The organism is Ignavibacterium sp., from assembly GCA_032027145.1.
Classification (GTDB): domain Bacteria; phylum Bacteroidota; class Ignavibacteria; order Ignavibacteriales; family Ignavibacteriaceae; genus IGN3.
Window position 1 is genome coordinate 191,917 of record JAVSMP010000001.1, and the last position, 24,980, is coordinate 216,896.

A 24,980-nucleotide genomic window follows, 5' to 3' on the forward strand; every position below is an offset into this window, starting at 1 on the left:
GTCGAAGGATGACATTTTCTTCTTACACTTTTCAGAAATTTCAAAATTAATTCACTCTCCGATAAGCCCGGTGAAACAATTACAACTTCTGTTATCCTGAGCGAAGTCGAAGGATGATGATTTGGAATCCCGCTACTTTTACTCCGCAGCTAACACAGATACTGAAATAAATTCACATTAATCTTTGGTTAGTGCAGAATACCCACACCAATTATTTCTTCAGAGGTTTCTATTATTTTTTATTGATTTTTATCTTGCCAAAACCGCTATTCAATTCTATTACAGCCCCGCCGCCGTTAAGTACGTACTTTTTTATAAGATTGTTTTTTTGCAAATTAACTTTAATAGCTTCAAAATCTGATCTGATCAAATTAACTTTTTCAGATTCATTAAGCTTTGAGTTAACATAAACAGATGCAACAATACTAACTTTTGCTTCCAAAGGTATTTTTAAAGTGATATCACCGCTTGCTGTATTAAACTCACTATGGCTTTTATCAGTTGGGTTTAATTCAGCATAAATGTTACCTCCGGCAGTATTTGCTTCAATTGAGCCGGAAATATTTTTCAGATTTATATTACCGCCCGCTGTATTGACTTCTACTTTTCCAGTTGCGCCTTCAAGAATAATATTTCCGCCGGCTGTTGATAGTTCAGCATCCCCTGAAATTTTACCAACCGAAATATTACCGCCAGCTGTAGAAACTTCAGCACTGCTTTCAATATTACCAATTGAGACATTACCGCCTACGGTGCTTACGCTAGTGTTACTCTTCAAATTACCTATTGATATGCTGCCGCCTCCACTTGCTATTTCCGATAAGCCGTTTACATCTCCAACTGAAATATTTCCTCCGGCAGTAGATAAAGAAAGTCTTTCGCCTGCATCATCCATTTTAATATTGCCGCCGCCTGTAGCGATTACAATTTTCCCGGAGATATTTCCATCTATTTTAATATTTCCACCTCCAGTTGATAAATCCACATCTAAATACATTGGTATTGATAACTCGATATAAAAATCATCTGATTCTTTTCCTTTAAACTCAAGTTTAATTGTTTTGCCTGTCTGTTCAATAGTAAGGTTTTTGAGATCGTTCTCATCAACATTAACAGCTTTTAAGTATGCCTGATCTTTACTCCATACAGTAACATTAATATTCCCGTAAGTTGAGATTATTTCCACTCTATCTCCTTTAGAAACATTAAAGGATTTTTCCTTATCAGCAGCATAGGTAAATACCAGAAAGCCATACATAATGAACACAATAAGTGTCATCAGATTCATTAACCAATTTTTTAATCTCATCTTTAATACTCCTTTATAATATTTCTTAACTGATATCTCACGTAATTATTTTGATCCAACTGTATTTTATCTTTTAGTGTTGTTAAATCAGACTCATCAAGCTTAATACCCTTTTTTGAAGTTTCCATCAAGCTGTTAATTGCATCAATCCTGATTCCTGCTGATGTATCATTTAACAAAACATAGATAAGAGCATCTTTTATTTCTTTATCAACACTAAGTTCGTTAAATGATTTTATAGCTTCACGCCTTACTCCCGGATTATTATCATACTTTGCAACCGATATTAAAGCGTTCTTCAGCTCATCGTCATTTTTGTGCTGACTACTTGCATTGATAACATTAATAGAGTTTAGTCTTGTACCTGGATTTTTTTCATTCAGAATCGCATAGATTAATATTTCCCGGACTCTTGAGTCATTAATATTTCCTTTAATTCTTCCCGACTTAACCAATTCGTATGTAAATTCAATTTCACCATCATCCGGGTCTGCGTCAAGAAAATTAATGTTCTGTGTCTTTGAAAAATCAGCAAAGTTTAATCCCACTTTAGAATCATTAACAGCAGGGTCTTTGAATATTAAATAACCGATAAATAATCCAGCCAACAAAACCACAGCACCGCCAAATGCAATTCCAATTGGTTTGATCATAAAAGATGAAAACACCTGGGTTAATACTTTTATTATTGATGTTTTATTTTTTTGGGCTTTCAGATAACCGCGCAATTCTGCTCTGGCTTCAAATAACAACTTATCCTCAAACTCATTGTTTTCATTCTCATTAATGCTGTTAAATATTTTTTTAAATAGTTCAAAATGAGTTTTACATTGCGGACATCTAATAAGATGCTGTTCCAATAATTTTTTATCAGCTTCATCTATTTCATTATAAAAGAAATACTGGATTAACTCTTCATATTTTTCATGCTGCATATTTTCACCTTTTTTGGAATTTAGAATGCACCTGCAAGCTTTAATTGTAATTTTCTAACCGCATCAAATAAGTATTTTTTAATTGTACCTTCTTTACAGTTCATTATTTCTGCAATCTCTTTAATCTTATATCCTTCGTAGTGCTTTAACAGGAAACTCATTTTCTGATTTGGTGAAAGAGATTCCAGTGCCTTATTAATTTTAATTTCAAATTCTGCTTTTTCAGTAATTACTTCAGGTGTAAGGTCTTCACTTCCTGAAATCTGAGAAATAGGTGATGCTTCATCATCAGCATCAATGGTAATCTGATTAAACCTATTCTGTTTACGCTTATAAGTAATGCACATATTTGTTGCTATCCTGAAAAGCCAGGTGGAGAACTCACTTTTAAATTGAAAGCCTGATAAATTTTTATAAACCCGGATAAAAACTTCCTGATAAATATCTTTAGCATCATCAGGGTTAGCAGTGTATTTTAATGCCAGCCGAAGAACCATTTTATCATAACGATAAATCAGTTCTTCGAATGCAAGAGCATCTCCTCTTTGAGCTTTAAGGATTAATTCATTTTCAGTTAAATGCATTTACAATTTCTTTTATCTTTTCATTAGACCTTAGAAGATTAAAAAAGGTTGTGATACCTATGAATATTTTTTTACTGCTTTTTTGTTAATAAAATAAAACCTGCATTTGTGGTGCAGGTTCAATTAAAAATATATTTAGTAATGTTTACAGACCTGTTGGGATGTCAATGTTATCATTAGGTCTTTGGCTTTTCTTGAAGTTATTAAAATTGTAACTGAACAATAGTGTAACTACAGGAGCTTCAGGTTTAATGAGGGCGCTGCCCGTAAAGTTTGAACCAATTGTGTTTATATTGAAATCAGTAGCTCCGAATAAGTTTCTTGCCTGCAATGTAAGCGACATTGCTTTATCAAAGAAATCCTGCCGAAATGACGCTGCGATAAATGCAAAGAGATTAGATTCTGACTGTGCATCGACAAATTTCATTGTGTTAACAGAAAACATTAATCTTGTATCCGAAGAAAAACTGAGCGTGGAGTTTAATCTTACCGACCAATTAAAGAAATCTTTTTCAACACTTGCACCATTAACTTTTCCATCAATATAACTCTGAAATAAGTTTATTGATGGATCAAGTTTTAAGAATTCTGCTATCGAAAAGCTTGTCGAAATCTCTGCTCCATATACATCCGAGTTTCCATAATTATCATACATTATATTAAGCGTACCGTTAGTATCAACTGAGAATGTCTGAGAGAATGAATCTTTTGATTTTCTGTAATAAGTCTGAAGCGAAACAAACACACTGCCATAGATTTTCTGATAGTTCAGTTCCAGAGCATCAATATATTCAGGCATCAGTTTTGGATTACCTGAAATAGTTATACTTGGATCAGAATAAAACGGAAATGGGTTTAACAGATTATCATTTGGCCGGTTAATTCTGCGGCTATAACTTAATTGCAACTGATGATCATCTATCTTTCTTGAAATATTAACAGATGGGAAGTAATCCATTTTGCTGAATGCAAAAGAATTCGATAAAGTTTTCTGATCAAGAAATCTATCCATATATTCACCGCGCAAACCAAGCATATAGCTGAATCCAGCTATCTCACCGCTAAAAGAAACAAATCCTGCATAAACATTATTCCGTAAATTAAACTTATTTGTTAATACCGGATCAATATCAAAATTATTTATAGATTGATTAAATATTTTGTTCGTAAGATCAAAATTTCTGAATGCAAGGTTGGATTGTAATCCTGCTTCAAGTTTTGTTATATCATCAAACCTGTGAGTGTAGTTAAGTTTTGCTCTTCCATCATTTCTTACAGAGTTATTAGTAAACATAATATTGGAAAGAAGATCAGTAACAGATGTGAAAGTTTCATCCGTCTGATTCTCAATAGTCTTTTGTTCGTTATCAACAGTAACATAATTATGAGTAAGCTCTAAGTAAACATCATTTATGTTAGGACTGAACTTGTACTGGTATGTAAAAGTTGAATTGATATATCCAACCGGAATGTTCTGTCCATTTCTTATTCTTGAATAATTTGATAATCCAACCCCCAGATTTGTTACGCGGGAGTTTAACGAACTTACAACATCTACAATACCAATTCCCACTGATAATCCTAAATTGTTTTTATTATCCGGTATGTAATCTGCACCGGCTCTAAATGAGTATTGTCTTCTTTTATTCCGGATATTTACATCAGATCTATCAAATAAATTCTGATCATTGATTACAGAGTTTCTTCTAATATCTTGTTCATTGGTAAAAATGTTATTGCGGTAATCAAATCCTGTTGTAAGATTCCATCCATCAGTATTATAGCTGAAAGATAAATCGCCATTATATTTATCACCGGTACCGCTGTTTAGATTAACAATTGCACTCATGGACAAATCTTTCTGGACTTTTAAATTAATGTTGATGATTCCACCGGAACCTTCAGCATCATATTTTGATGATGGATTTGTGATCAATTCAATATTATCAATACTGTTTGCAGATATCTGCTTTAATGCATCTGCACCTTGCAGCGGATAGGGTTTATTGTTTACAAGCACAGTAAAGTTTGAGCTTCCCCGCAAATAAACTGTTCCATCAGGATCAACTCTAACAGAAGGCTGATTTTCTAAAACGTCAAGAGCTGTCTGACCCTGTGCATTCAGGTTTTGTGATACATTAATTATTTTTTTATCCAGGTGTAATTCCTCACTTGCCTTTTCACCAATAACTTCTGTACCTGTAATTTCATAAGCAGTCTTAGTTAAAGAAATTTTTCCCAGATCAACCCTCTGCTTATTGTCCGAAAGATCAATAGACGTAACAAATTTTGTGTTATAACCGACAAAGCTGATCTTCAAATAATATTTTCCATCAGATAGATTTGTAAGTCTAAATGTTCCATCAGATGAAGATGATACTCCGGTAATGAATGAGGAATCGGTAGAATTATGTAATGTAATATTTGCAAATGGCAGACCCGAATTTGAGAGCGAGTCAATTATTATTCCGTTAATAGTTTTACCCTCAAGCGGTGTTGATTGCTGTGCATTTACTGTAAATGCAAGTAATAATACTGTAAACAAATATCTGAACATATTTTCTTCCTTTCTAACAAATATGATTTCTGGATGTGAAAATATTATTCAGTAAATAAGTTTTATATTTTTTTGTTGTAAGCGGTTAAATTGTTTTTATGAGCGGATTATTCTGCAAACCAATTTGCAATTCTTATTTTTTGTATTGATTTGGGTTAACAAGTACTTAGTATATAAAATGAATGCCGGGCAATTAACCCGGCGAAAAAATTATTTTAAAAGTATCATCTTTTTTGTTTGGACATATACTCTTCCCGAATTTGTCAGTGGATCAAATGTTCTTAGCTGATAAAAATAAATTCCGGATACCAGTTGATTGATGCCGGATTCTGATCTGAATTCAACTTCATAATTCCCTGCGGGTTTATATTCATCAATGAGTGTAGCAACTTCATTTCCCAAAACATCGTAAACTTTTAAAGTAACAAATTGCTTATTACCTATTTCATAACGGATATTGGTAGCAGGATTAAACGGATTGGGATAATTCTGATATAACCGATATTCCCGGATAGATAAATTATCGTCCTCAACATCTGTAGGGATATAAGATTTTTTATAAATCTTAGCGCCTCCTACCATATTTTCATATACTCCTGCATACATATCAAGTCTTTCATCAACTGTTCTAGGTGATACAACCCTTCCTGTCAGAGCAGATAGTTTTGGATTTTCCGGCAGTCCATTATTTTCCTTATTAAATCCTGCAAGCGGATCAGAGGTTGAATAAAAGCCATCACTAAAAGTTGCAACACCGTGTCTTTTTTCGTTAAGGTTTTTAAGAGCCCAAACTGCCATTCCAGAAACTTCTCCTCCAAAAACAGCTAATAATGTTAAAGTTAAATATTGACTGTTACTGAATGACTCATACAAATTTCCATTTTGTGTACCGACATTCAATCTGACATCATCTCCTTTTCCTGCATTAATTGGATAATCAAATGCAAGATATACCGTTGTATCCGATGCAGGTATTCCGTTTGTTGCCAACCAGCTATCTCCATTGTTTGTTGAAATAAAAACTCCGTTAGTTGTAGCAGCAGCAATTAATCCGCTTGAGTCAATTTCAATATCACGCACCCAGGAATTCTGAGGTAATCCATTACTTGAGCTTTGAAATGTTGAACCTGAATTTGTTGATCTGAGAATTCCGTCTCGAGTTCCTAAAAACACAAAATAATCAGGATTTCCTTCTTTAACAGCAATAGAAAAAATGTTATTACCTGAGGGAACCGAATAACTTGGACCTTGCCATACATCTCCTCCGTCTGTTGATCTGTAAAGTCCTTCATTTTGAGGATAGTACCAAATGCTGGCATATAAATATCCATTAAAAGCTTCTTCAATTGTTCTGCAGATGTATGCACTGGAAACATTCTGCCAGCTCTGACCATCATCTGTTGATTTCCTTATTCCGCCTGCAGTGTTTGGCCAATTAAAAGATCCAACTCCGGCAATTAGATCTCCATTGCTTCTCACTAATAAATCTGTAATACCTCCTCCGCTCGGGGTGTTACCGGTTTGAACCCAGGTTTGAGATTGAACTATTGAACAGAATACAACAATCTCAAGGATTATTAACAAATACAAATGTTTCATTTTGCCTCCTTTTTTTGAATTGTCTGCTCAATACAATAAGATGAGAACAATATTGATTGCATCTAAAATAATATTGCTTCATATCAATTGTCAATGTTTTAGTAATAATTAATTCACCTGAATATTTTACTAAAGCACTTTAAGTATTTGAATATTGCCCTGCTAATAGTCTTGTAATGAATCTCTGTGCAATAGAACTCAATCAACGAACTCACCCTAAATTACTCTCTTAAAAAGAGAGGGACTTATTCCCCTTCTCTTTCTAAGAGAAGGGGCGAGGGGATGAGTTGTTTACTTTACTTCAACAATTAAAGTTATTTTTTCAGATAGTTATCTGGAATTGTTGTTTAATGATAATATTATTTTACTTTATCGATAAATCTTTGCGTTATAGAACTCAATCAACGAACTCACCCTAAATTACTCTCTTAAAAAGAGAGGGACTTCTCCCCTTCTCTTTCTAAGAGAAGGGGCGAGGAGATGGGTTGTTTACTTTACTTCAACAATTAAAGTTATTTTTTCAGATAGTTATCTGGAATTGTTGTTTAATGATAATATTATTTTACTTTATCGATAAATCTTTGCGTTATAGAACTCAATCAACGAACTCACCCTAAATTACTCTCTTAAAAAGAGAGGGACTTATTCCCCTTCTCTTTCTAAGAGAAGGGGCGAGGGGATGAGCTGTTTACTTTACTTCAACAATTAAAGTTATTTTTTCAGATAGTAATCTGCAAGTGTGGTTTAATGATAATATTATTTTTCTTTATCGATAAATCTCTGTGCAATAGAACTCAATCAACGAACTCACTCTAAATTACTCACTTAAAAAGAGAGGGACTTATTCCCCTTCTCTTTCTAAGAGAAGGGGCGAGGGGATGGGTTGTTTACTTTACTTCAACAATTGAAGTTATTTTTTCAGATAGTTATCTGGAAGTGTGGTTTAATGATAATATTATTTTTCTTTATCGATGAATCTTTGCGTTATAGAACTCAATCAACGAACTCACCCTAAATTACTCTCTTAAAAAGAGAGGGACTTATTCCCCTTCTCTTTCTAAGAGAAGGGGCGAGGGGATGAGCTGTTTACTTTACTTCAACAATTAAAGTTATTTTTTCAGATAGTAATCTGCAAGTGTGGTTTAATGATAATATTATTTTTCTTTATCGATAAATCTCTGTGCAATAGAACTCAATCAACGAACTCACTCTAAATTACTCACTTAAAAAGAGAGGGACTTATTCCCCTTCTCTTTCTAAGAGAAGGGGCGAGGGGATGAGTTACAACCTACCTACTCTTTACTTTGTTCTTTTTATCTTACTTGTTCAAAATCATTTTTCGCGTTTGAATAAATTCACCAGTTTTTAATTGATAGAAATAAACTCCGCTTGAAAATTTAGAAGCATCAAAAATGACATTATAATTTCCTGCTATTTTATATTCATCAATGAGTGTAGCAACTTCATTTCCCAAAACATCGTAAACTTTTAAAGTAACAAATTGCTTATTACCTATTGCATAACGGATATTGGTAGCAGGATTAAACGGATTTGGGAAGTTTTGTTCAAGGATAAATTTTTCAGGTAGCAAACCGCTGTCCTGATTTACAAATGTAGGTTCACCAATCATATTATTATCCATCCAGGTAATTCGGCTTGATATCCAGTTTTTTAAATAATTGATTTCATCAGTATAAGTTTGTCCCACAAAGTAATTAGGCCAAACCCAAACACCAAGCACAGGCCATTTAATAAAGTTTCTGGTTTTGGCTTCATCCAACAGCACAACAAGTGAGTCAATCAGATTATTTACTACCTGCGCATTGAATACATTTACTTTTGTCTGCTGCCAGCGGGCATAAACTATATTTTGAAAGTTTTGATCATCAAAAAGTTTTCTCCACCAAAACGGAGTAAAAAAAATTTCATTAGATAACATATTTTGATAATTGGTTAAATATTCCAATTCCCAGTTATTGGTAGTCCATCCATTATAGTAATCTGCATTGCCAAAAGCTAAATTGAAATCCCAGACAGGTCCTGCGAAGATTTTTGGATTTCGGCTATCCCTGTCCTTGTACAAATATGTGCTAAGCCTGTATGCATCCACATTTTTTGCAAATTCATTCACAAGAAAAAATTCTGCAAAAGAACTTATATCCAGATATTTTGGATAACCAGTTGCAGAATCAGAAATATTTGAACTACTGCTCATCATAGATTCAAACTGAAATATTTTATTCTGTATGTAATTTTTCTGTTGTAGGACGATATTGCTTGGTCTGGGATAATGGTACTGATAAAATATTCTAATTGGTGAACCTGGAAATGGATGATAGCCAGAATACCATCCGTCATTGTCTTCCCCATCTGTTTTATCAATTTTAATTATATATCCACCGGTCAGAGCATCTCCGCTAATATCACCGGACTCCAGTTTTTTAATATTAACTCTGTTCGCATCCCGTTTTACTTTTTCTAATAAAACATACACTCCTTTATAATCTCCGTTCAACACTAACTCACAATACATTGATCTGCTTGCATATCTGCCGAGCAAATTTGAAATCTTATAAGCTAAAACATCTCTCATTAAACTTTTATCATTATATGGAGCGAATAATATCCAGTCGCTTTCTTTTGGAAAGCCAAGTAAAGAAACTGAAGAATCCTCACCGCTGATATCTCTTGTTTCAACTGCATATTGCTTTTTAGGAAACATCTGCGATGAAGAGCCTCTTAATTCAATCCCGATTTTTCCATTATAATTATTAAAAGGATCTGTAAGATTATTTCTGATTCCTGATCCATTAAAGATAATTCCCATATCTGCTGTTATTTTCTCATCATTTGGAATAACCTGTCCATGTGTATCAATTACTACAATTGGTAAATTTGAAGATGTAAACTCAACCACATTCTCATTAGTATTAATTAAATCCTGCCCATAGGTTATTTGCATACAAATTAGAAAAGAAAGAGATAAGAATCTTACAAATCTTTTTTTCATTTAAGCCTTTATAAAGTTAGTTAGTAACGCAGTTTAAGTTTCAATATAATCTTTACTCGAAAAAAATTCGTTTCGTCTGTAAGAAAATATAAATGAAGTAATACAATTAAGCTGATTAGTAAACTAATCGGAAGATTCAATATCATTCAATTATTAAACTCATTCTCAGGATATCATAATAATTTCCCTCAACAAAACATTCTTTTCTTAACACACCTTCAATTTCAAATCCTAACTCTTTGTTGATAGTAATGTTTCTGATACTGTTCTCAATTGTATGAAGATAAACTTTCTTTAATCCCAGATTTCCAAAGCCATATTTAATCCATAATGAAGTTGCTTCCTTTGCATAGCCTTTTTCTCTGTGTTCAGTTTCACCGATAAGTTTTCTCATTTCTGCTTTATGGCTTACATCGTCACAATCCAGAAAACCCATTAAACCAATAGGAGTATTATCAGTTAAAGTTATAATGCCTAAAATATTTCTGTCATTATTTACTAATTGATCAATAGTTTTATCACGCGAATAAGAACTGGAAAGCAGAAACCATTTTCCTATATCATCCTTTAACCACTTTTTCACCAACTCAAAATCATCTTTAAATAATCTGATTTTAACTTGTTTACCGACTAAAGGCAGATTAACTTTTTTTATTTTTTTATAATCATCAACTTTATTACTTAATTCGCCCTCCCCCTTTTTCTCCAGAGATACATCCATCAAAGCATTCATTAATTTTATATAATCTGATTGTTTAAGATTAAGTTTTGATGTTTCCTCAATTAATGAATTAAGAATCGCATCAATTTTTAAATCGTTTAATATCTTTGTTTCAACGTCATTCATTCAATACTCCTATTAAATAATACGGATTATTTCTCATCTCAAATTATCGAAATATTTATATATTTCCAGAGTGTTCAACAATTACCTTGATCTAGAAAATAGCTGATTAGGTATTTTTATAATTCAATTAATAATAAAATAAAAAGATAAAAATAACTTACCCATACGACGCATATCTGTCAAAAATTATAAATAGTTATTATCACCATTGTATTGAAAACAGAAACAGAGATTCGCTGAATAATTAGCAATAATTTTTAACTATTAAAAATATTTTAATTGCCTCTTTTTAATACTGCACAACCATCAATTATTTCAGCGGTAATAAAAGAACAATATGGTTGGAAGCTCTTCTCAAGATAGTTACAGATTCAACAATGATAATGCAGCAGAGATTTCTATTGTAAAAATTTTTTGTAAGAATTTCTTTAATTAGATTAAAAATATTTTTTCTACTGTCTTGATGTTAAAAAACAAACAGGTTACCTTGGTATAGCTTTTGCCTCTAAATGCATTCATTTGAGTTGAGTTGTAAAATCTAAATAAGGAAACAATATGAGAAATAAAATAATTTTAACAATGGTAATCTTCATCGGAATGAGTTCAGCGTTTTTTCCTCAAGGTCATTTCAGAAGCGGAAGGTTTTTCCATCATTCTACAGGCGGCTGTATTTGGGGTCCTAATAGCAGCAATACAAGCATTCCAAATGAAATTAGTTTGTACAATATTCAAAATGCTTATACCGGTAATGATGCGGTAAGTATGAATGAAATGTGGTTCCCAAATAACGATAATGAATGGTACACCTGGCATAGGATATTTGATAATCTAGATCCGAATAACAATATATTCCAATACTTTCAGAGTAATAAGATAATTGTAATAAAATCCTGCTATCCATCATCTTCAATAGTTGGAGTTGGCAGCCCACAGGATACTCTTAACAATCCATCTCTAAAGACGATATACAATTACAAATGGCACTGGAGAAGTATAGTACAAATAATGAAGCAGAACCCGGATAATTTTTTTGTAATCTGGACTAATGCACCGTTAGTTCCAAATGCAACAAATTCTCAGCAGGCACTATTGTCAAAGCAGTTTTGCATTTGGGCAAAAGACACTTTGGCTGCAGGACTCGATTCTGTATTCGGAGAATTTCCACCAAACGTATATGTATTTGACTTTTTCCATAAGTTAGCAGATTCAAATGGTATGCTTCAGTTGCAATATGCAGCAAGTGCTAACGACAGCCACCCAAATAGTACAGCAACAGAATTGGTAGCACCTCAATTTGTAGAGGAAATCTTTAATGCTGCTATTGTGTATGAAGGAATAATTCCCGTAGAACTAACATCCTTTACAGCAGATTATAACGATTCCGAAGTTATACTTAGTTGGTCAACTGCAACTGAGTTAAATAATCAAGGTTTTGAAGTTGAAAGAACAGATAATTCTAAAATTACAGAATTACAATATTGGGAGAGAATAGGCTCAGTTCAGGGTACAGGCACCTCAACCGTTCCTGTAGAATATTCTTTTGCTGATAAAAATATAACAACAGGAAAATACAATTACAGATTAAAGCAATTAGATTTTAATGGCAATTTTCAATATTCAAATGTGATTGAGATTGAGGTTAATAAAAAGTTTAATTATTCCTTAGAACAGAATTATCCAAATCCGTTTAACCCAACAACAAGTATTCAATATGCAATAGCCAGTAAGCAATTTGTTCTATTGAAAGTTTACGATGTTTTAGGAAATGAAGTTGTAACATTAGTAAATGAAAATAAACCTGCCGGTAATTATAATGTCATTTTCGATGCTTCTAAACTTTCAAGCGGAGTTTACTTCTACACACTGAGAACCGGAGAATTTTCTAAAACTAACAAAATGATCTTAACCAGGTAATTCTTAAATAGTTCAAAGACAGGCTGTTTATTACAGTCTGTTTTTTTTATAATACTCAGAAAATTGACTAAAGAATTTTATTATCACTTAATCTATCATTCCAATTCCTTATACTCTAAAGCAAAACATTAACAAATTTTTATTCATATATTTAGCAATGTGAAAGCAATTTGCCCTTGCCTTTATTTTATGATATAGTTAAATAGCTATCGAATTTTTGGAGAACTAATGAACAAGATAACTCTTTTAGCGGTTTTCGTATTTATTTTTGGAAGTCTTTCTTATAGCCAAAACAGCACTTTTGAATTTTTAAGACTTGATGGTAGTGCACGTGCCGCATCACTCGGAGGAAGTTTTGTATCAAATAACGATGATCCTGATGTAATATTTTATAATCCTGCTGGTATTTCCCAGCTTGAGGGTAATCCTGCTTCATTATCTTTTGTAAAACATCTGATGGATATTAACCTTGCAAGTTTATCCTATACAACAGAATACGGTGGTATAGGACGTTTTGGCGCGGCGATAAAATATATAAACTATGGTATCTTTGACGGATATGATGAGTCAGGAGCAGCAACTAAAGAATTTGGTGTTAACGAAATGGCTTTGGTTATTGGTTATGCAAACAAACTTGATGAAAATTTTTATTATGGTGCTAATGTAAAATTTATTTATTCAGGAATTGAGGACAGGTCTTCTACTGCAATGGCTGTTGATCTGGGATTACATTACTCAATTCCGGATAAGAATTGGTATTTTGGATTTGCTGTGTTAAACCTAGGCGGACAGCTTTCCAGCTACTATTCTACAAAAGAACAACTTCCGCTTGATATTGCTATCGGAGTCTCCAAAAGTCTTGAGAACTTACCTGTCAGATTATCGGTTGATTTTCATAAATTAAATCAGGATAGAGATGATTTTATCGAAAGATTCAGGGCGTTTACTGTTGGTGCAGAGTTTACTTTAAGTAAAATATTAAAGCTTAGATTTGGTTACGATAATGAGAGAAGAAAAGATTTTAAAATTGGAACTACCGCTGGTATAGCAGGTTTTAATGTAGGATTGGGTGTCAGAGTTTCTGATTATCAGTTTGATTATGCTTATTCTGCTCTTGGTCCTGTTGGCGGTTTACATAGAATAGGTATTTCTACTTCACTTTAATTTTTGACCCACTTAAATTATTTGTAACATTTAGTCTGTCGAAACTTGACATTTAATAAATAGAATGTGTACTGGTTTTTGCAGATAATATTATCCTCCTACATTACTTATAACAACAAACAATATTCAATTCCCAATTTACTGATTCAGATTTCTTAAGCTATTCTCGGCAATCGAGTGAGACTTTCCATAATCTTTAATTTTTAAAATCTTTTCATAAAGTCTTATTGCTTCAGATTTTCTACCCATTGTTTCCTCAATCTGTGCAAGATAAATATAAGCATTAACCTGAAAGCCGGATTCCTCGCCGGCCTTATCAATCTTTTGTGATTCCTGAATACATCTCTGGAAATAAACTTTAGCTGAATCAAGATATCCATTATTTCTTAAGTTAGTGCCGATATAATAAGCAGCCTCACGGATTGAGCCAGGAGTATTATATCCTAAAAAATCCTCATCAGCTTTTTTTAATACGCTGTTAAATATTGAATCAACTAACTTAAAGTCACCTCTTCTTACAGCAATTCTTCCCCGCCATTTTTCAAAAGAAGGATTATCAGGAAAATTCTCAGTCAGCATCTTAGCATAATCATCTGCAAGTAGTAAGTTGTTTTCATAGCGATAATATAGTGTCATTAAAAAATACTGAGCTTCGTATTTTGCAAACTTTCCGTTAAAGGCTGTGTTTTTAAGCTGCTGAATTCCTTTTTCCTTATCACCGCCCGGAAAGAAAATCATTAATGGTTTGAGAAGAGGGTATTCATTTGGAATCACATCTGCATAATAATTATAGATTCCAAAACCCAATTGTACATCCATATTATCCGGATCAAGTGCTGCTGCTTCTTCAACTATCGGTAAAGCTTCACGGCCATCATCAGCAGCTTTTAACCAGCTTTCTCTTAATGCTCTTAATCTTCCCCTAAAACCTATTGCACCTCCTTTGAAAAAAAGTGCATCAACATCTTCAGGATTTTTTTTCAGAATCTGATCACACTGATAAATAACATCTTCCAGCTTCTGGAAAAATATTTCATCATAAGATTCATTATCCTGATCAAGCATAATTTTCCACCAATCGATCATCGCTAAAAAAAATCTTCCTGACGGATGTTGTGGATAATCCGCCATAACAGAACGAAAAGTCTTTTCTGCTTCAGTAAACTTAATGTTATAGATTTGCTTGATCCCTTCATTAACTCTTGAATCAAAATCTGAAGTTTGGGCAAAGACAGCAAGACTGAACAAAAAGATTATTAGAAATACTTTTTTCATATTACCTTAAAAATTTACAACACAATTTTTTAATGATTGATGATATAAACAAGTGCAAAACAAAAAGGCGATTATTAAAATCGCCTCATTAAAAATTTAACACTTAACATTCAACATCAACCAAGTAGTTTATCACTCAAATATCTTGTTAGCTGATCAATCGCAACTCTTTCCTGCACCATTGTATCTCTATCACGGACAGTAACTGTTTTATCTTCCATTGTTTGAGTATCAACAGTTATACAAAACGGAGTTCCGGCTTCATCCTGTCTTCTGTACCTTCTTCCAACTGCGCCTTTATCATCATAAAAAACTTTAAAATTACGTCTTAAATCTTTTTCTATTTCGCGCGCAACTTCAGGCATTCCATCTTTATTAACTAATGGAAAAATTGCAGCTTTTATTGGTGCTAGTTTAGGATGAAATCTGAGTACAGATCTCATTTCTCCATTAACTTCTTCTTCATAATAAGCATCAACTAAAAATGCCATAAAACTTCTGCTTGCGCCGGCAGAAGTTTCGATTATAAAAGGAACAAATTTTTCTTTGCTTTCATCATCAAAATATTTTAACGATTTACCTGAAAACTTTTCGTGTTGGGTCAAATCAAAATTAGTTCTGTTATGTATTCCTTCAATCTCGCCCCAGCCGAAAGGAAATTCATATTCAATATCAGTTGCATCTTTTGCATAATGAGCAAGTTTATTTGCCGGATGATCGTGGTAACGAAGCTTGTTTGAAGTCATACCCAATGACTTGTACCACTCAAGCCTTGCAGATTTCCAGTATTCATACCACTTTTTATCTTCGCTTGGATTTACAAAATATTGCATCTCCATTTGCTCAAATTCTCTTGTACGGAAAAGAAAATTCTTTGTATTAATTTCATTACGGAAAGCTTTACCAATCTGTGCAATACCAAACGGCAGTTTTTGTCTAGCAGAACTTTGAACATTTAAAAAATTAACAAAGATACCTTGTGCAGTTTCAGGTCTTAAATAAACAACACTTCCGCTGTCTTCAACAGGACCAATAAATGTTTTAAACATAAGATTGAATTTGCGTGCATCAGTAAAAGTATTTGCGTTGCCGCATTGCGGACAGTTTATTTTAGAAAGTAGCGTTTTACCAACTTGTTCATCTTCTAACAAAACATTAAACGGGTCTTCATCTCCGGGCTTATTAATAATGTCTTCAATCTTACTTAGCACATTAGCATTTTCTTTAAAATCATTTTTTAATTCAGCCAAAGCTTTTTCTTTTTTCTTTTCGTTAATAGAATCACCCAGCACATCAAGACGAAACCGGGACTTACATTGTTTACAGTCAATCATTGGATCGGTAAAATTTTCAACGTGTCCTGAGGCTTCCCAAACTTTGGGATGCATAAGAATTGATGCATCAAGTCCTTCAACATCATCGCGGTAAGTCATAAACTTCCACCATTCTTCTTTAATATTTTTAAGCAGTTCAACCCCAAGTGGTCCATAGTCCCAACAGCCGTTTAATCCTCCGTAAATTTCACTTGATTGAAAAACGAATCCCCTTCTTTTTGCAAGGGAAACAATATTTGCAACTGCCTCAGCAGGTTTCAATTTTTTATCGCTCACAAAACACCTTAAATATTATTCAATTTTTGTGTGTGAATATAGTAAAACAACTTGAATTTTTGATAAATTTTTGTTTGTGAATTACTATCCATTCCTTAGCTTTGGAAAGATAAATCAACATATTATTAAAGGTCACATCAAAAACACTGATGAGCTATGTTTAAAAATTTTTTACCTAAAGAAGAAAAGTACTTTGATAACTTCCGAACAATGATTTTCCATATTGAAGATATGGCAAGATATGCGGTTAAGATATTTGAATTTGAAGATGTTCAAACTCATATTTTAAAAATGAAACCGCTGGAAGAATTATGCGACGAGATTACCTATAAAATTACAAACCGGTTAAACAAAACTTTTATTACTCCATTTGACAGAGAAGATATCTTTGCACTGACAAAAAGACTTGATGATATCAGTGATATGCTGCTTGGCGCCACTATTAGGGTTGAAACTTTTCACATTAATAAAAAAATTGATTATGCTGATAAATTGGCTGCCATAATTCACAGCCAGGTAAAAGAACTTGATGCTGCTATTCAGGATTTAAAAGTAAAAAGAGTTAATGAAATGAAAACCGTAAAGTCTCTTGAAAGAGAAGCTGACCGGGTTTATCAGCAGGCAATTAAGGAATTGTTTGAAAAAGAAAAAGATGCTATCGAATTAATAAAGAAAAAGGAGATAATCGATTTGCTTGAAGATACTTCTGATAAATGCCAATCCACTGCAAATGTAATCACATCAATTTTTATAAAGAACACATAAAGATAATTTAATGGAAGTTGTAATACTGATTATTGTTCTTGCACTTGTATTTGATTTTTATAATGGGATGAATGATGCTGCAAACTCAATTGCCACAATTGTATCCACAAGAGTATTAACTCCTTTGCAAGCTGTTGCGTGGGCTGCCTCTTTTAATTTTATTGCTGCCTTTATTTTTGGAGTCCACGTTGCCACAACTATAGGAACAGGTATAGTTGACTTAAATATTGTTGATAATTTTGTTGTACTCTCAGGTTTAGTCGGTGCAATTATATTAACAGCAACTGCAACACATTTAGGTTTACCGATTAGTGTCTCTCATGCAATAATTGGAGGTTATGGCGGAGCAGCGCTTATTAAAGCCGGCATTGGCGGGTTGATAATCAGCGGATACACAAAAGTAATTATATTTATTTTTCTCGCTCCGATAATAGGAATGGTGATGGCATTGGTTTTTTCTATCATCACAATGTGGATTGTAAAGGATATGAATCCACGCAAGGTGGATAAGCATTTTAGAGGTTTACAATTAGTATCTGCAGCAATTTACAGTTTAAGCCATGGTTCCAACGATGCTCAAAAAACAATCGGGATAATAACAGTTGCATTATTTACAAACGGAGTTCTTGGCTCCACATTTTATATCCCCATATGGGTAGTGATTTTAAGTTACGGTTTTATTGCCCTTGGTACTTTAATTGGCGGATGGAAAGTTATTAAAACTTTAGGTATGAGGGTTACAAAGCTTACTCCTTTTGGCGGCTTCAGTGCTGAAACCTCAGCAGGATTAACAATAATCTGGGCAACATTATTGGGTGTACCAGTTAGTACAACACATACAATTACTGGCTCTATTATAGGTGTTGGTTCAATAAAAGGTTTTTCTGCAGTACGATGGGGAGTAGCAAGAAATATTTTATGGGCTTGGGTTTTAACAATTCCGCTTTCGGCAATCTTTGCTATGGGAACTTATAAGCTTATAACTTTTATCGCAAGTCATTTTTAAAACTGGTTAAGAAATAATAAAACATCTTTTAAGTTTACCGAAAAAAAATTCGGTTACTCAATAGAATTGAAAGAGATAAGTCCGGATTTTTGAAGCTCTTTTAACTGTAAACCACAGCAGATAAATATCCAACTACTTCTGATTTATCTCCGGTAACATCTCCGCTATCACTTCTGTCAATTACCAGGGATTTGTTTATATTTTTTAATGATGCTGCTTTCATCATAACTGCAATAGGACCGCCCCCACAGGCTTCACATTCTTTGTCATCTAGATCCTTCAGCAGCTGCTCAAAATCAAATTCGTTGATTCTTTTTTCCACAACTGAATCTAAAACATTTGCTTCATCTGAATCATAAAAATGAGACATATCCGAGCTAGCTACCACAAGAGTATTTTCATCAGCAGCAGAGGCAATTTTTTCTGCAAGATGATCAACAAACATTTTACTTTGATCACCCATAACTATTGGAACGATTTTGAATTCATTTAATACTGATTGAAGAAAAGGTATCTGAACTTCCAACGCGTGTTCTTTTCTATGTCCCTGAATTCCTCTGAAGATTATTTTACTGTTTTCAATAAGTTTGTTACTCATCAACTGATCAAGCTCTACAATACCTAAAGGGGTTTGATAAGCATCTCCATCATATATTGTGATGCCGGGAAAATATTCTGCGTGGCTCGGTGATATCACGATCACTGTTTTATATGTTTTATCTCTTAATAAATTATAAACATAAGCTGCGGTTTTACCTGAATAAACATAACCGGCATGAGGAGCAACTATTCCAAAAATTTTATCAAAAGATTTTTCAGTTTTAGCAGATTGAAGTAATAAAGCTATATCCTTCTGCAACTTTTCTTTATCTGCTGAATAAAAATATCCTGCTACCTGCTGATGCCTGATTTTCATATTGTATCTCCTTTTACTTCTGTTTCTTCTTCAGAAAATATCTCAGCGGAAAAAACCTTAATCTTTAGCATTCTTTCTTTCCAGAAATCTCTGTAATAACCTGCCTTGTTACAGAGTGCTGAAAGAAATTCATCGCGGTTCATTTTATGTTCAACTGCAACTTGAGGAAGTAATAAACCCCCGCTCCCTTCATCAAGATATAAACCATGTGTTCCGATAATTATTTCATCGTAATTTTTTATTGGAGTAAACTCAGATAAGATTGAAATTTCAATTTTGATTTTTTCAAGTTCAGATTTTTTTACAGCAGAAAATCTTGGATCGTTTACAGCAGCATGGATAGCCGCGGAGCTGATGGTTTGAAATAATGGTTCTCTTCCTACTATATATCCAATACAACCGCGCAGCTTTCCATCGGCAGTCAGAGTTACGAAAGCACCGCGTTTTTCTTTCAATAAAGGATATTTATTATAGTCCGGTTCTTCTGGCTTTTTGCCATCAAACAAAGAACCTATCGATTGACGGGCTGCAGAAAGAAGGATATTTTTTTCTTCTGATGATATTTTCATATAGTTAAACTTGAAGTCATCACAAGTCAAGCAAAGTGATCTATAATAAAACAGGTTGCTTCTTCCCGATTTCATCGGGACTGGCAATGACATACTTAAATAATTTTATGAACAATCAACTTTGTCTTATCAACAATCAAAAAAAGAAAATTATCTTTAACAAAAAAAGATTCCGGTATTAAATTAGCCAAATTTTTATCCAAAGTTTCTTCCAGAACAATTTTATTTCTTAACCTATCGTAAGCACAAAAAATATTATTTAATGAATTATTCCTACTTACCTCGTGAAAACTGTATAAGAGTAAATCATTCAGTTCGATGAAACTTATTTCTCCCTTGATTACCCTGCTATCAATTAAATCTTTTAAATATTTATTGTAATCTTCAATTGTATCATCAGTACGCTTAAAGTATGATGGGAATAAATAATTCTGTTTCCAAAATTCTTCATCAGATTTCTCTTTAATCTGCTTTACTGTTGAAATATCAGTTCCTAAATCCTCAATAATATCACCTGATAAATAATCAAGGGAGTAGTAAATACTTGATTCAAATCCCTGCTTAAAACAATAAACCTTATCATCATAAACAGAAGAAAATCTCAAAGAATCATTACTCCATAATATCTCCTGAGTTTTTATATCAAATGCAATTATGCTTTTGTGATCTGGCATATCAGGTTTGCCATAAAGATGAAAGTAAATGATATCTTTGTATATAGATTCAATACCGCACCAGTTCTTTTCATCAAGCTGCCATTGGTTAAATACTTTTTTTCCTGATTCAATATCAAAACAACAAAAGAAAACTTCTTTAGAAACCGGATCCCTTTCCTCCAATACAACTTTGTTTTCAGCCGTTGGAAGAATCCTCCAGATTTGCTTTTTGTTATCGTGTTTGTAAAGTTTTTTTATTTTCATTAAAATCTTATGTAATTGTCATCCTGAGCGAAGATGAAGGATGACATTCAAAAAAAAAGAAAAGTCACGTTTCAACTCCGATCAGTGTGACACTTTATTCAATTTTACTTTATCGGTTCAAATCGTGCAGTAAAATGTCTCAGCATCGGTGCTTCATAAGTTATTCTATAGCCTTTTAGCTTATCACGATTTTTATATACTTCAATTATAATTTCAATTAAATAGTCAATGTGGCTTTGAGTATAAACTCTTCTTGGAATTGCCATTCGCACAAGTTCCATAATACCAGGGATCAGTTTTCCATTTTTATCATATTTACCAAACATTACACTTCCAATCTCAACAGCTCGAACGCCGCCTTCAAGATAAAGCTCGCATACAATTGATTGTCCCGGATACTGATCGGGCGGAATGTTTGGTAAAAATCTTTTTGCATCTACATAAATCGCGTGTCCTCCTGGCGGCTCAATAATCGGAACGCCGGCAGAAACTAATTTTTCTCCAAGATACTCAACACTTCTAATTCTATATTGCAAATAATGTTCATCAAGAATTTCAAGTAACCCTTGAGCAACAGCTTCAAGATCGCGCCCGGCAAGTCCGCCATAAGTTGGAAATCCCTCAGTAACGATTAAAAGATTTCTGCAATTCATCGCAAGTTGTTCATCATTCAAAGCTAAAAATCCGCCAATGTTTACTAGTGCATCTTTCTTTGCACTCATTGTGCATCCATCAGCATAAGAAAACATTTCCTGAGCAATTTCTAGCGGAGTTTTATTCTCGTATCCTTTTTCTCTCATCTTAATAAAGTAAGCATTTTCAGCAAAACGGCAGGCATCAAGAAAAAGCGGGATTCCATATTTATTACAAACTGCTTTTACATCTTTAATATTCTGCATTGATACAGGCTGACCGCCGCCGGAGTTATTTGTAACTGTTATCATACAGAGTGGAATGTTTTCCACTCCTTTTTCTTTGATGAAAGCTTCAAGCTTTTCGATATCCATATTTCCCTTAAAATCCGCACGAATCTCAGGATGTTTTCCAACTTCGTTTAAAAGATCAACAGCTTCAGCTCCGCTGAACTCAACATTTGCACGTGTTGTATCAAAGTGTGTATTGTTTGGAATAAACTTTCCTGCACCGCCAAGAATAGTAAATAATATTTTTTCAGAGGCTCTTCCCTGGTGAGTTGGAATAATATACTTCATATTTGTTATACTTTTTATCACTGCTTCAAAGCGGTAAAAACTTTTTGAACCTGCATAAGATTCATCACCTTCCATAATTCCAGCCCACTGTTTTGCACTCATCGCAGAAGTTCCACTATCTGTTAGCAAATCAATTAACACATCATCCGCTGGAAGCAGAAATGGATTGTAGCCTGCATCTTTGAGAAGTTTTTCTCTTTCTTCTCTTGTGGTAAATCTAATCGGTTCAACTGATTTTATTTTGAAAGGTTCGATAATGGTTTTAGGTTTCATAAAACATCCATAATAGAAATGAGTAAATTTTTTCTTAAGCAAATTTACAAATCATTATTGTAAGATTGATTTTTGATAAAATTTATATGTAAAGCATACTTGACATTTAGTAAAGAATACTATAAGTTTGTTCTGAGAATAATTAAGGAGTTTGAAATGAAAAATTTTTCTTTTACATATAAATCAATCATTCTATTTTTTTCAGCAGTTATGATATTTCTTCCGGTTTTAATACTTGGTCCATTTGGTCACGAGATTATTAATTCCGGAAAGCAGGAACTACTTAGATTAATAATCCCGATTCCTTCACTGCTTGCTGCTATTGGCTTTATTTATTGCACACTTGGTTATCATTTTCAGATCATAAAAGGAGATGAACTAAGATTCAGAATTCATCTTGAAGCTTTGAATATTGCCTTTACTACTTCACTTGTTTTTTTGTTTGCACTAGTTTTTGTTTTTCTAAACTTTAATCCTACTCTGTTAAACTACTTAATAATAATTCTTGCTTTCATATCAATTATCGCTTACATAGTTGGAATTGAAGTAGTAAAAAGGAAGTACAGATGAAAAATGTACTTCACATATTGCGTGCAGAAAAAAGATACTCGCAGGATGATCTGGCTAAACTTGTTGATGTATCCAGACAAACTATTAATGCAATAGAAAGAGAAAAGTATGATCCAAGTTTGCCCTTAGCTTTAAAGATTGCAAAAGTATTTAATAAAAAAGTTGAAGATATATTTTTTTTAGAGGAGAAATAAAAATGATATTTAGATTTTGGTATGAGTTTGTTTTTGGTATAATAACTTTACTGTCTGTTTTAATTTTTGGTCCAAAAGGATTTGCAGCAATTGTTCCTATGGCACTTCTCCCAATAATTATGCGTATTAAAAAAATTAAACCAGACGAAAGAGATAATTATTTATTTTACAAAAGTACTCAGTATATTATCAATGCCATTGTAATTTTAATCTTTGTGGGAATTTTTGTTTTTAGAGTACAATTAAACGATATAGCAAATATAGATGGTAAGTTATTAGGTATTATCGCATCCGTTTTTCTAATAATGGTTAGTTCATTAAGATTGTTTATGTATTATAAGAGATAAATTAAAATTTATCTTAACAATCTTATACTTAATATCTCTGCGATAATTCTTCTTCCATCCAGAATGGAATGAATATAAACTGAGTTTTTTTCTATCTCGTAGATGATTCGGTATGGTTTATAATGGATTTCTAAATAACTTTTAATTCCTGTATCAATCAGTTCAGGAGGAATATGACCGCGCTTTGGATATTTTTCGAATTTATAAAACGCATTTTCCAAATTATCAATTAGTTTGTCAGCAGTTTGTTTACCATCGTTTGATGCAACGTAACCAAATATTTCTTTCAGATCCATTTTTGCTTGCGGATCAATTACAACTTTGTACTTCATATCATAAATCAGTATTTAATTCAGCACGAATTTCAGCAAATGTTTCTTTAATCCCTTTAGCATTTTTACTTTTTTCTCTTGTCATAGCCAGTAATTTCAACATAGCTAAAGTTTCCTGATTTTTTTCAAAAATTTTTATATCCTGCACAATTACTTTAGCCTCTCCATTTTGGGTAATTACAAAAGTTTTTTGCTGTTTATTAATTTCATCAATTAAGTTTGCCGCATTTGCTTTTAAGTAACTGATTGATTTTACTGATTCACTGAGTCGCATTTGTTAGCCTTTTTTTGGTCTAAATACAGTCTTAAAATCTGTTTCAATCAAGTTCTGAGTTGTACTATATTCTGTTATTAAATGAAAATATATTCTTGATTCAAAATAATTTTGATAAGTTTCTATAAATAACTTACTCGTACAATATTAATTATTAAATGATTTGTATTTAATAAATTTGAATTATAGATTGAATTGAGGTTAAAATTTTTCATGATATTTTGGAGGTATTCAATGAAAATAATACGTGTATTTTTAGTTATTATTTCTTTTGCTTTGTTCTCTTTTTCTTGTACTGAAATAGTATCGCCCCCTGTTGATAACCAAATAAATAAGACAACAATTAACAACAAAATTCCGATTCATATAACTGAAGAATTAGTTTCTTGGCGTATGCTTTACGGATGGTATGAGTGGGGTTATGGAATGATGTGGATTTGTCTGCCTATCGAAGTCAATTGTATGAGCGAAGTTGTTGTTACAGGTAGACCTTCAACGAATGAGTTTACCTTATTTAAAAATCTATTTAAAAAAAATAAATCAAATATTTCAGTTGCCTCTGGCATTAAATTAAAACGGTTTTTCGATAATTGCGGTTTCAACACTTTTTTAAAAGGTCTGAATTCAAAATCAGAATATATTGACCTTTTAAGAAGTGGAACAATTAAGATTGTTGAAACTAATAATGAACAAGCAAATAATCTGATTTATATTGTAATTGATGAAAAAACAGATGAAAATAAATTTTCTTCTGATGATGCTTTACTTGCGGTTCAAATAATACAATAAATTATATCAA

23 protein-coding genes are annotated in these 24,980 nt (G+C 32.8%); 8 read left to right on the forward strand and 15 right to left on the reverse strand.

Translation table 11 applies throughout. From position 1 onward, the window contains the following. Positions 1–232 precede the first annotated feature (232 nt). From ROY99_00710 to ROY99_00740, 7 genes are all read right to left on the reverse strand, one after another. Positions 233–1,309: a hypothetical protein gene (locus ROY99_00710; GenBank protein MDT3694877.1), complete on the reverse strand. Its 1,077-nt coding sequence runs from the start codon at positions 1,307–1,309 to the stop codon at positions 233–235. A gap of 2 nt (positions 1,310–1,311) precedes the next feature. After that, positions 1,312–2,244, reverse strand: a complete 933-nt coding sequence (locus ROY99_00715; protein MDT3694878.1) for a HEAT repeat domain-containing protein — start codon at positions 2,242–2,244, stop codon at positions 1,312–1,314. Between the two features lie 20 nt (positions 2,245–2,264). Then, on the reverse strand, positions 2,265–2,828 hold the full coding sequence (locus tag ROY99_00720) for an RNA polymerase sigma factor (GenBank protein MDT3694879.1): 564 nt from the start codon (positions 2,826–2,828) through the stop codon (positions 2,265–2,267). A gap of 145 nt (positions 2,829–2,973) precedes the next feature. After that, positions 2,974–5,385 carry an outer membrane beta-barrel family protein gene (locus tag ROY99_00725; protein ID MDT3694880.1) on the reverse strand — a complete coding sequence of 804 codons (2,412 nt, stop codon included), beginning with the start codon at positions 5,383–5,385 and terminating at the stop codon, positions 2,974–2,976. Positions 5,386–5,595: 210 nt separating this feature from the next. Next, entirely contained in the window at positions 5,596–6,984 is a 1,389-nt protein-coding gene (locus ROY99_00730) for a T9SS type A sorting domain-containing protein (protein MDT3694881.1), read from the reverse strand. Between the two features lie 1,318 nt (positions 6,985–8,302). Beyond that, positions 8,303–9,994 carry a CotH kinase family protein gene (locus tag ROY99_00735; protein ID MDT3694882.1) on the reverse strand — a complete coding sequence of 564 codons (1,692 nt, stop codon included), beginning with the start codon at positions 9,992–9,994 and terminating at the stop codon, positions 8,303–8,305. A gap of 142 nt (positions 9,995–10,136) precedes the next feature. After that, on the reverse strand, positions 10,137–10,841 hold the full coding sequence (locus ROY99_00740; protein ID MDT3694883.1) for a GNAT family protein: 705 nt from the start codon (positions 10,839–10,841) through the stop codon (positions 10,137–10,139). Positions 10,842–11,396: 555 nt separating this feature from the next. On the opposite strand from ROY99_00740, the gene ROY99_00745 reads away from it, so the two are divergent. Beyond that, positions 11,397–12,755, forward strand: a complete 1,359-nt coding sequence (locus tag ROY99_00745; protein MDT3694884.1) for a T9SS type A sorting domain-containing protein — start codon at positions 11,397–11,399, stop codon at positions 12,753–12,755. Positions 12,756–12,983: 228 nt separating this feature from the next. After that, the gene (gene porQ, locus ROY99_00750) at positions 12,984–13,919 is read left to right on the forward strand and encodes a type IX secretion system protein PorQ (GenBank protein MDT3694885.1); all 936 of its coding nucleotides are present in this window, start codon (positions 12,984–12,986) and stop codon (positions 13,917–13,919) included. A 138-nt stretch (positions 13,920–14,057) separates the two neighbouring features. Here porQ and ROY99_00755 read toward each other — a convergent pair whose 3' ends face one another. Both ROY99_00755 and ROY99_00760 read right to left on the reverse strand, forming a co-directional pair. Then, positions 14,058–15,194 carry a hypothetical protein gene (locus ROY99_00755; protein ID MDT3694886.1) on the reverse strand — a complete coding sequence of 379 codons (1,137 nt, stop codon included), beginning with the start codon at positions 15,192–15,194 and terminating at the stop codon, positions 14,058–14,060. 116 nt (positions 15,195–15,310) lie between these two features. Beyond that, entirely contained in the window at positions 15,311–16,804 is a 1,494-nt protein-coding gene (locus ROY99_00760) for a glycine--tRNA ligase (GenBank protein MDT3694887.1), read from the reverse strand. Between the two features lie 156 nt (positions 16,805–16,960). Between ROY99_00760 and ROY99_00765 the strand changes: the two genes are divergently transcribed. Together ROY99_00765 and ROY99_00770 are read left to right on the forward strand one after the other, a co-directional pair. Further along, entirely contained in the window at positions 16,961–17,569 is a 609-nt protein-coding gene (locus tag ROY99_00765; GenBank protein ID MDT3694888.1) for a DUF47 family protein, read from the forward strand. Between the two features lie 10 nt (positions 17,570–17,579). Beyond that, positions 17,580–18,575, forward strand: a complete 996-nt coding sequence (locus ROY99_00770; GenBank protein MDT3694889.1) for an inorganic phosphate transporter — start codon at positions 17,580–17,582, stop codon at positions 18,573–18,575. A gap of 100 nt (positions 18,576–18,675) precedes the next feature. On the opposite strand, the gene amrB is transcribed toward ROY99_00770, so the two are convergent. The 4 genes from amrB to ROY99_00790 all read right to left on the reverse strand — a co-directional run bounded on the left by amrB (position 18,676) and on the right by ROY99_00790 (position 22,464). Next, positions 18,676–19,491: an AmmeMemoRadiSam system protein B gene (gene amrB / locus ROY99_00775; GenBank protein MDT3694890.1), complete on the reverse strand. Its 816-nt coding sequence runs from the start codon at positions 19,489–19,491 to the stop codon at positions 18,676–18,678. Continuing rightward, the gene (amrA, locus tag ROY99_00780) at positions 19,488–20,060 is read right to left on the reverse strand and encodes an AmmeMemoRadiSam system protein A (GenBank protein MDT3694891.1); all 573 of its coding nucleotides are present in this window, start codon (positions 20,058–20,060) and stop codon (positions 19,488–19,490) included. Before amrA ends, amrB begins: the two co-directional genes overlap by 4 nt. 95 nt (positions 20,061–20,155) lie before the next feature. Then, positions 20,156–20,980, reverse strand: coding sequence for a DUF4905 domain-containing protein (locus tag ROY99_00785; protein MDT3694892.1), 825 nt, complete (start codon positions 20,978–20,980; stop codon positions 20,156–20,158). A gap of 104 nt (positions 20,981–21,084) precedes the next feature. Next, positions 21,085–22,464 (reverse strand): tryptophanase, encoded by a 1,380-nt coding sequence (locus ROY99_00790; protein ID MDT3694893.1) that lies wholly within the window; start codon positions 22,462–22,464, stop codon positions 21,085–21,087. Positions 22,465–22,620: 156 nt separating this feature from the next. Here ROY99_00790 and ROY99_00795 point away from each other — a divergent pair, with 156 nt between their 5' ends. The 3 genes from ROY99_00795 to ROY99_00805 are packed head-to-tail and all read left to right on the forward strand — an operon-like array spanning position 22,621 to position 23,575. After that, on the forward strand, positions 22,621–23,034 hold the full coding sequence (locus tag ROY99_00795; protein MDT3694894.1) for a hypothetical protein: 414 nt from the start codon (positions 22,621–22,623) through the stop codon (positions 23,032–23,034). Beyond that, positions 23,031–23,228: a helix-turn-helix transcriptional regulator gene (locus ROY99_00800; protein MDT3694895.1), complete on the forward strand. Its 198-nt coding sequence runs from the start codon at positions 23,031–23,033 to the stop codon at positions 23,226–23,228. The genes ROY99_00795 and ROY99_00800 overlap by 4 nt, the downstream gene beginning before the upstream one ends. Before the next feature lie 2 nt (positions 23,229–23,230). After that, positions 23,231–23,575 carry a hypothetical protein gene (locus ROY99_00805; GenBank protein MDT3694896.1) on the forward strand — a complete coding sequence of 115 codons (345 nt, stop codon included), beginning with the start codon at positions 23,231–23,233 and terminating at the stop codon, positions 23,573–23,575. An 8-nt stretch (positions 23,576–23,583) separates the two neighbouring features. Here ROY99_00805 and ROY99_00810 read toward each other — a convergent pair whose 3' ends face one another. After that, the gene (locus ROY99_00810) at positions 23,584–23,907 is read right to left on the reverse strand and encodes a type II toxin-antitoxin system RelE/ParE family toxin (protein MDT3694897.1); all 324 of its coding nucleotides are present in this window, start codon (positions 23,905–23,907) and stop codon (positions 23,584–23,586) included. Between the two features lies 1 nt (position 23,908). Next, positions 23,909–24,181 (reverse strand): type II toxin-antitoxin system Phd/YefM family antitoxin, encoded by a 273-nt coding sequence (locus ROY99_00815; GenBank protein MDT3694898.1) that lies wholly within the window; start codon positions 24,179–24,181, stop codon positions 23,909–23,911. 234 nt (positions 24,182–24,415) lie between these two features. Here ROY99_00815 and ROY99_00820 point away from each other — a divergent pair, with 234 nt between their 5' ends. Continuing rightward, positions 24,416–24,970: a hypothetical protein gene (locus tag ROY99_00820; GenBank protein MDT3694899.1), complete on the forward strand. Its 555-nt coding sequence runs from the start codon at positions 24,416–24,418 to the stop codon at positions 24,968–24,970. Positions 24,971–24,980: the final 10 nt, after the last annotated feature.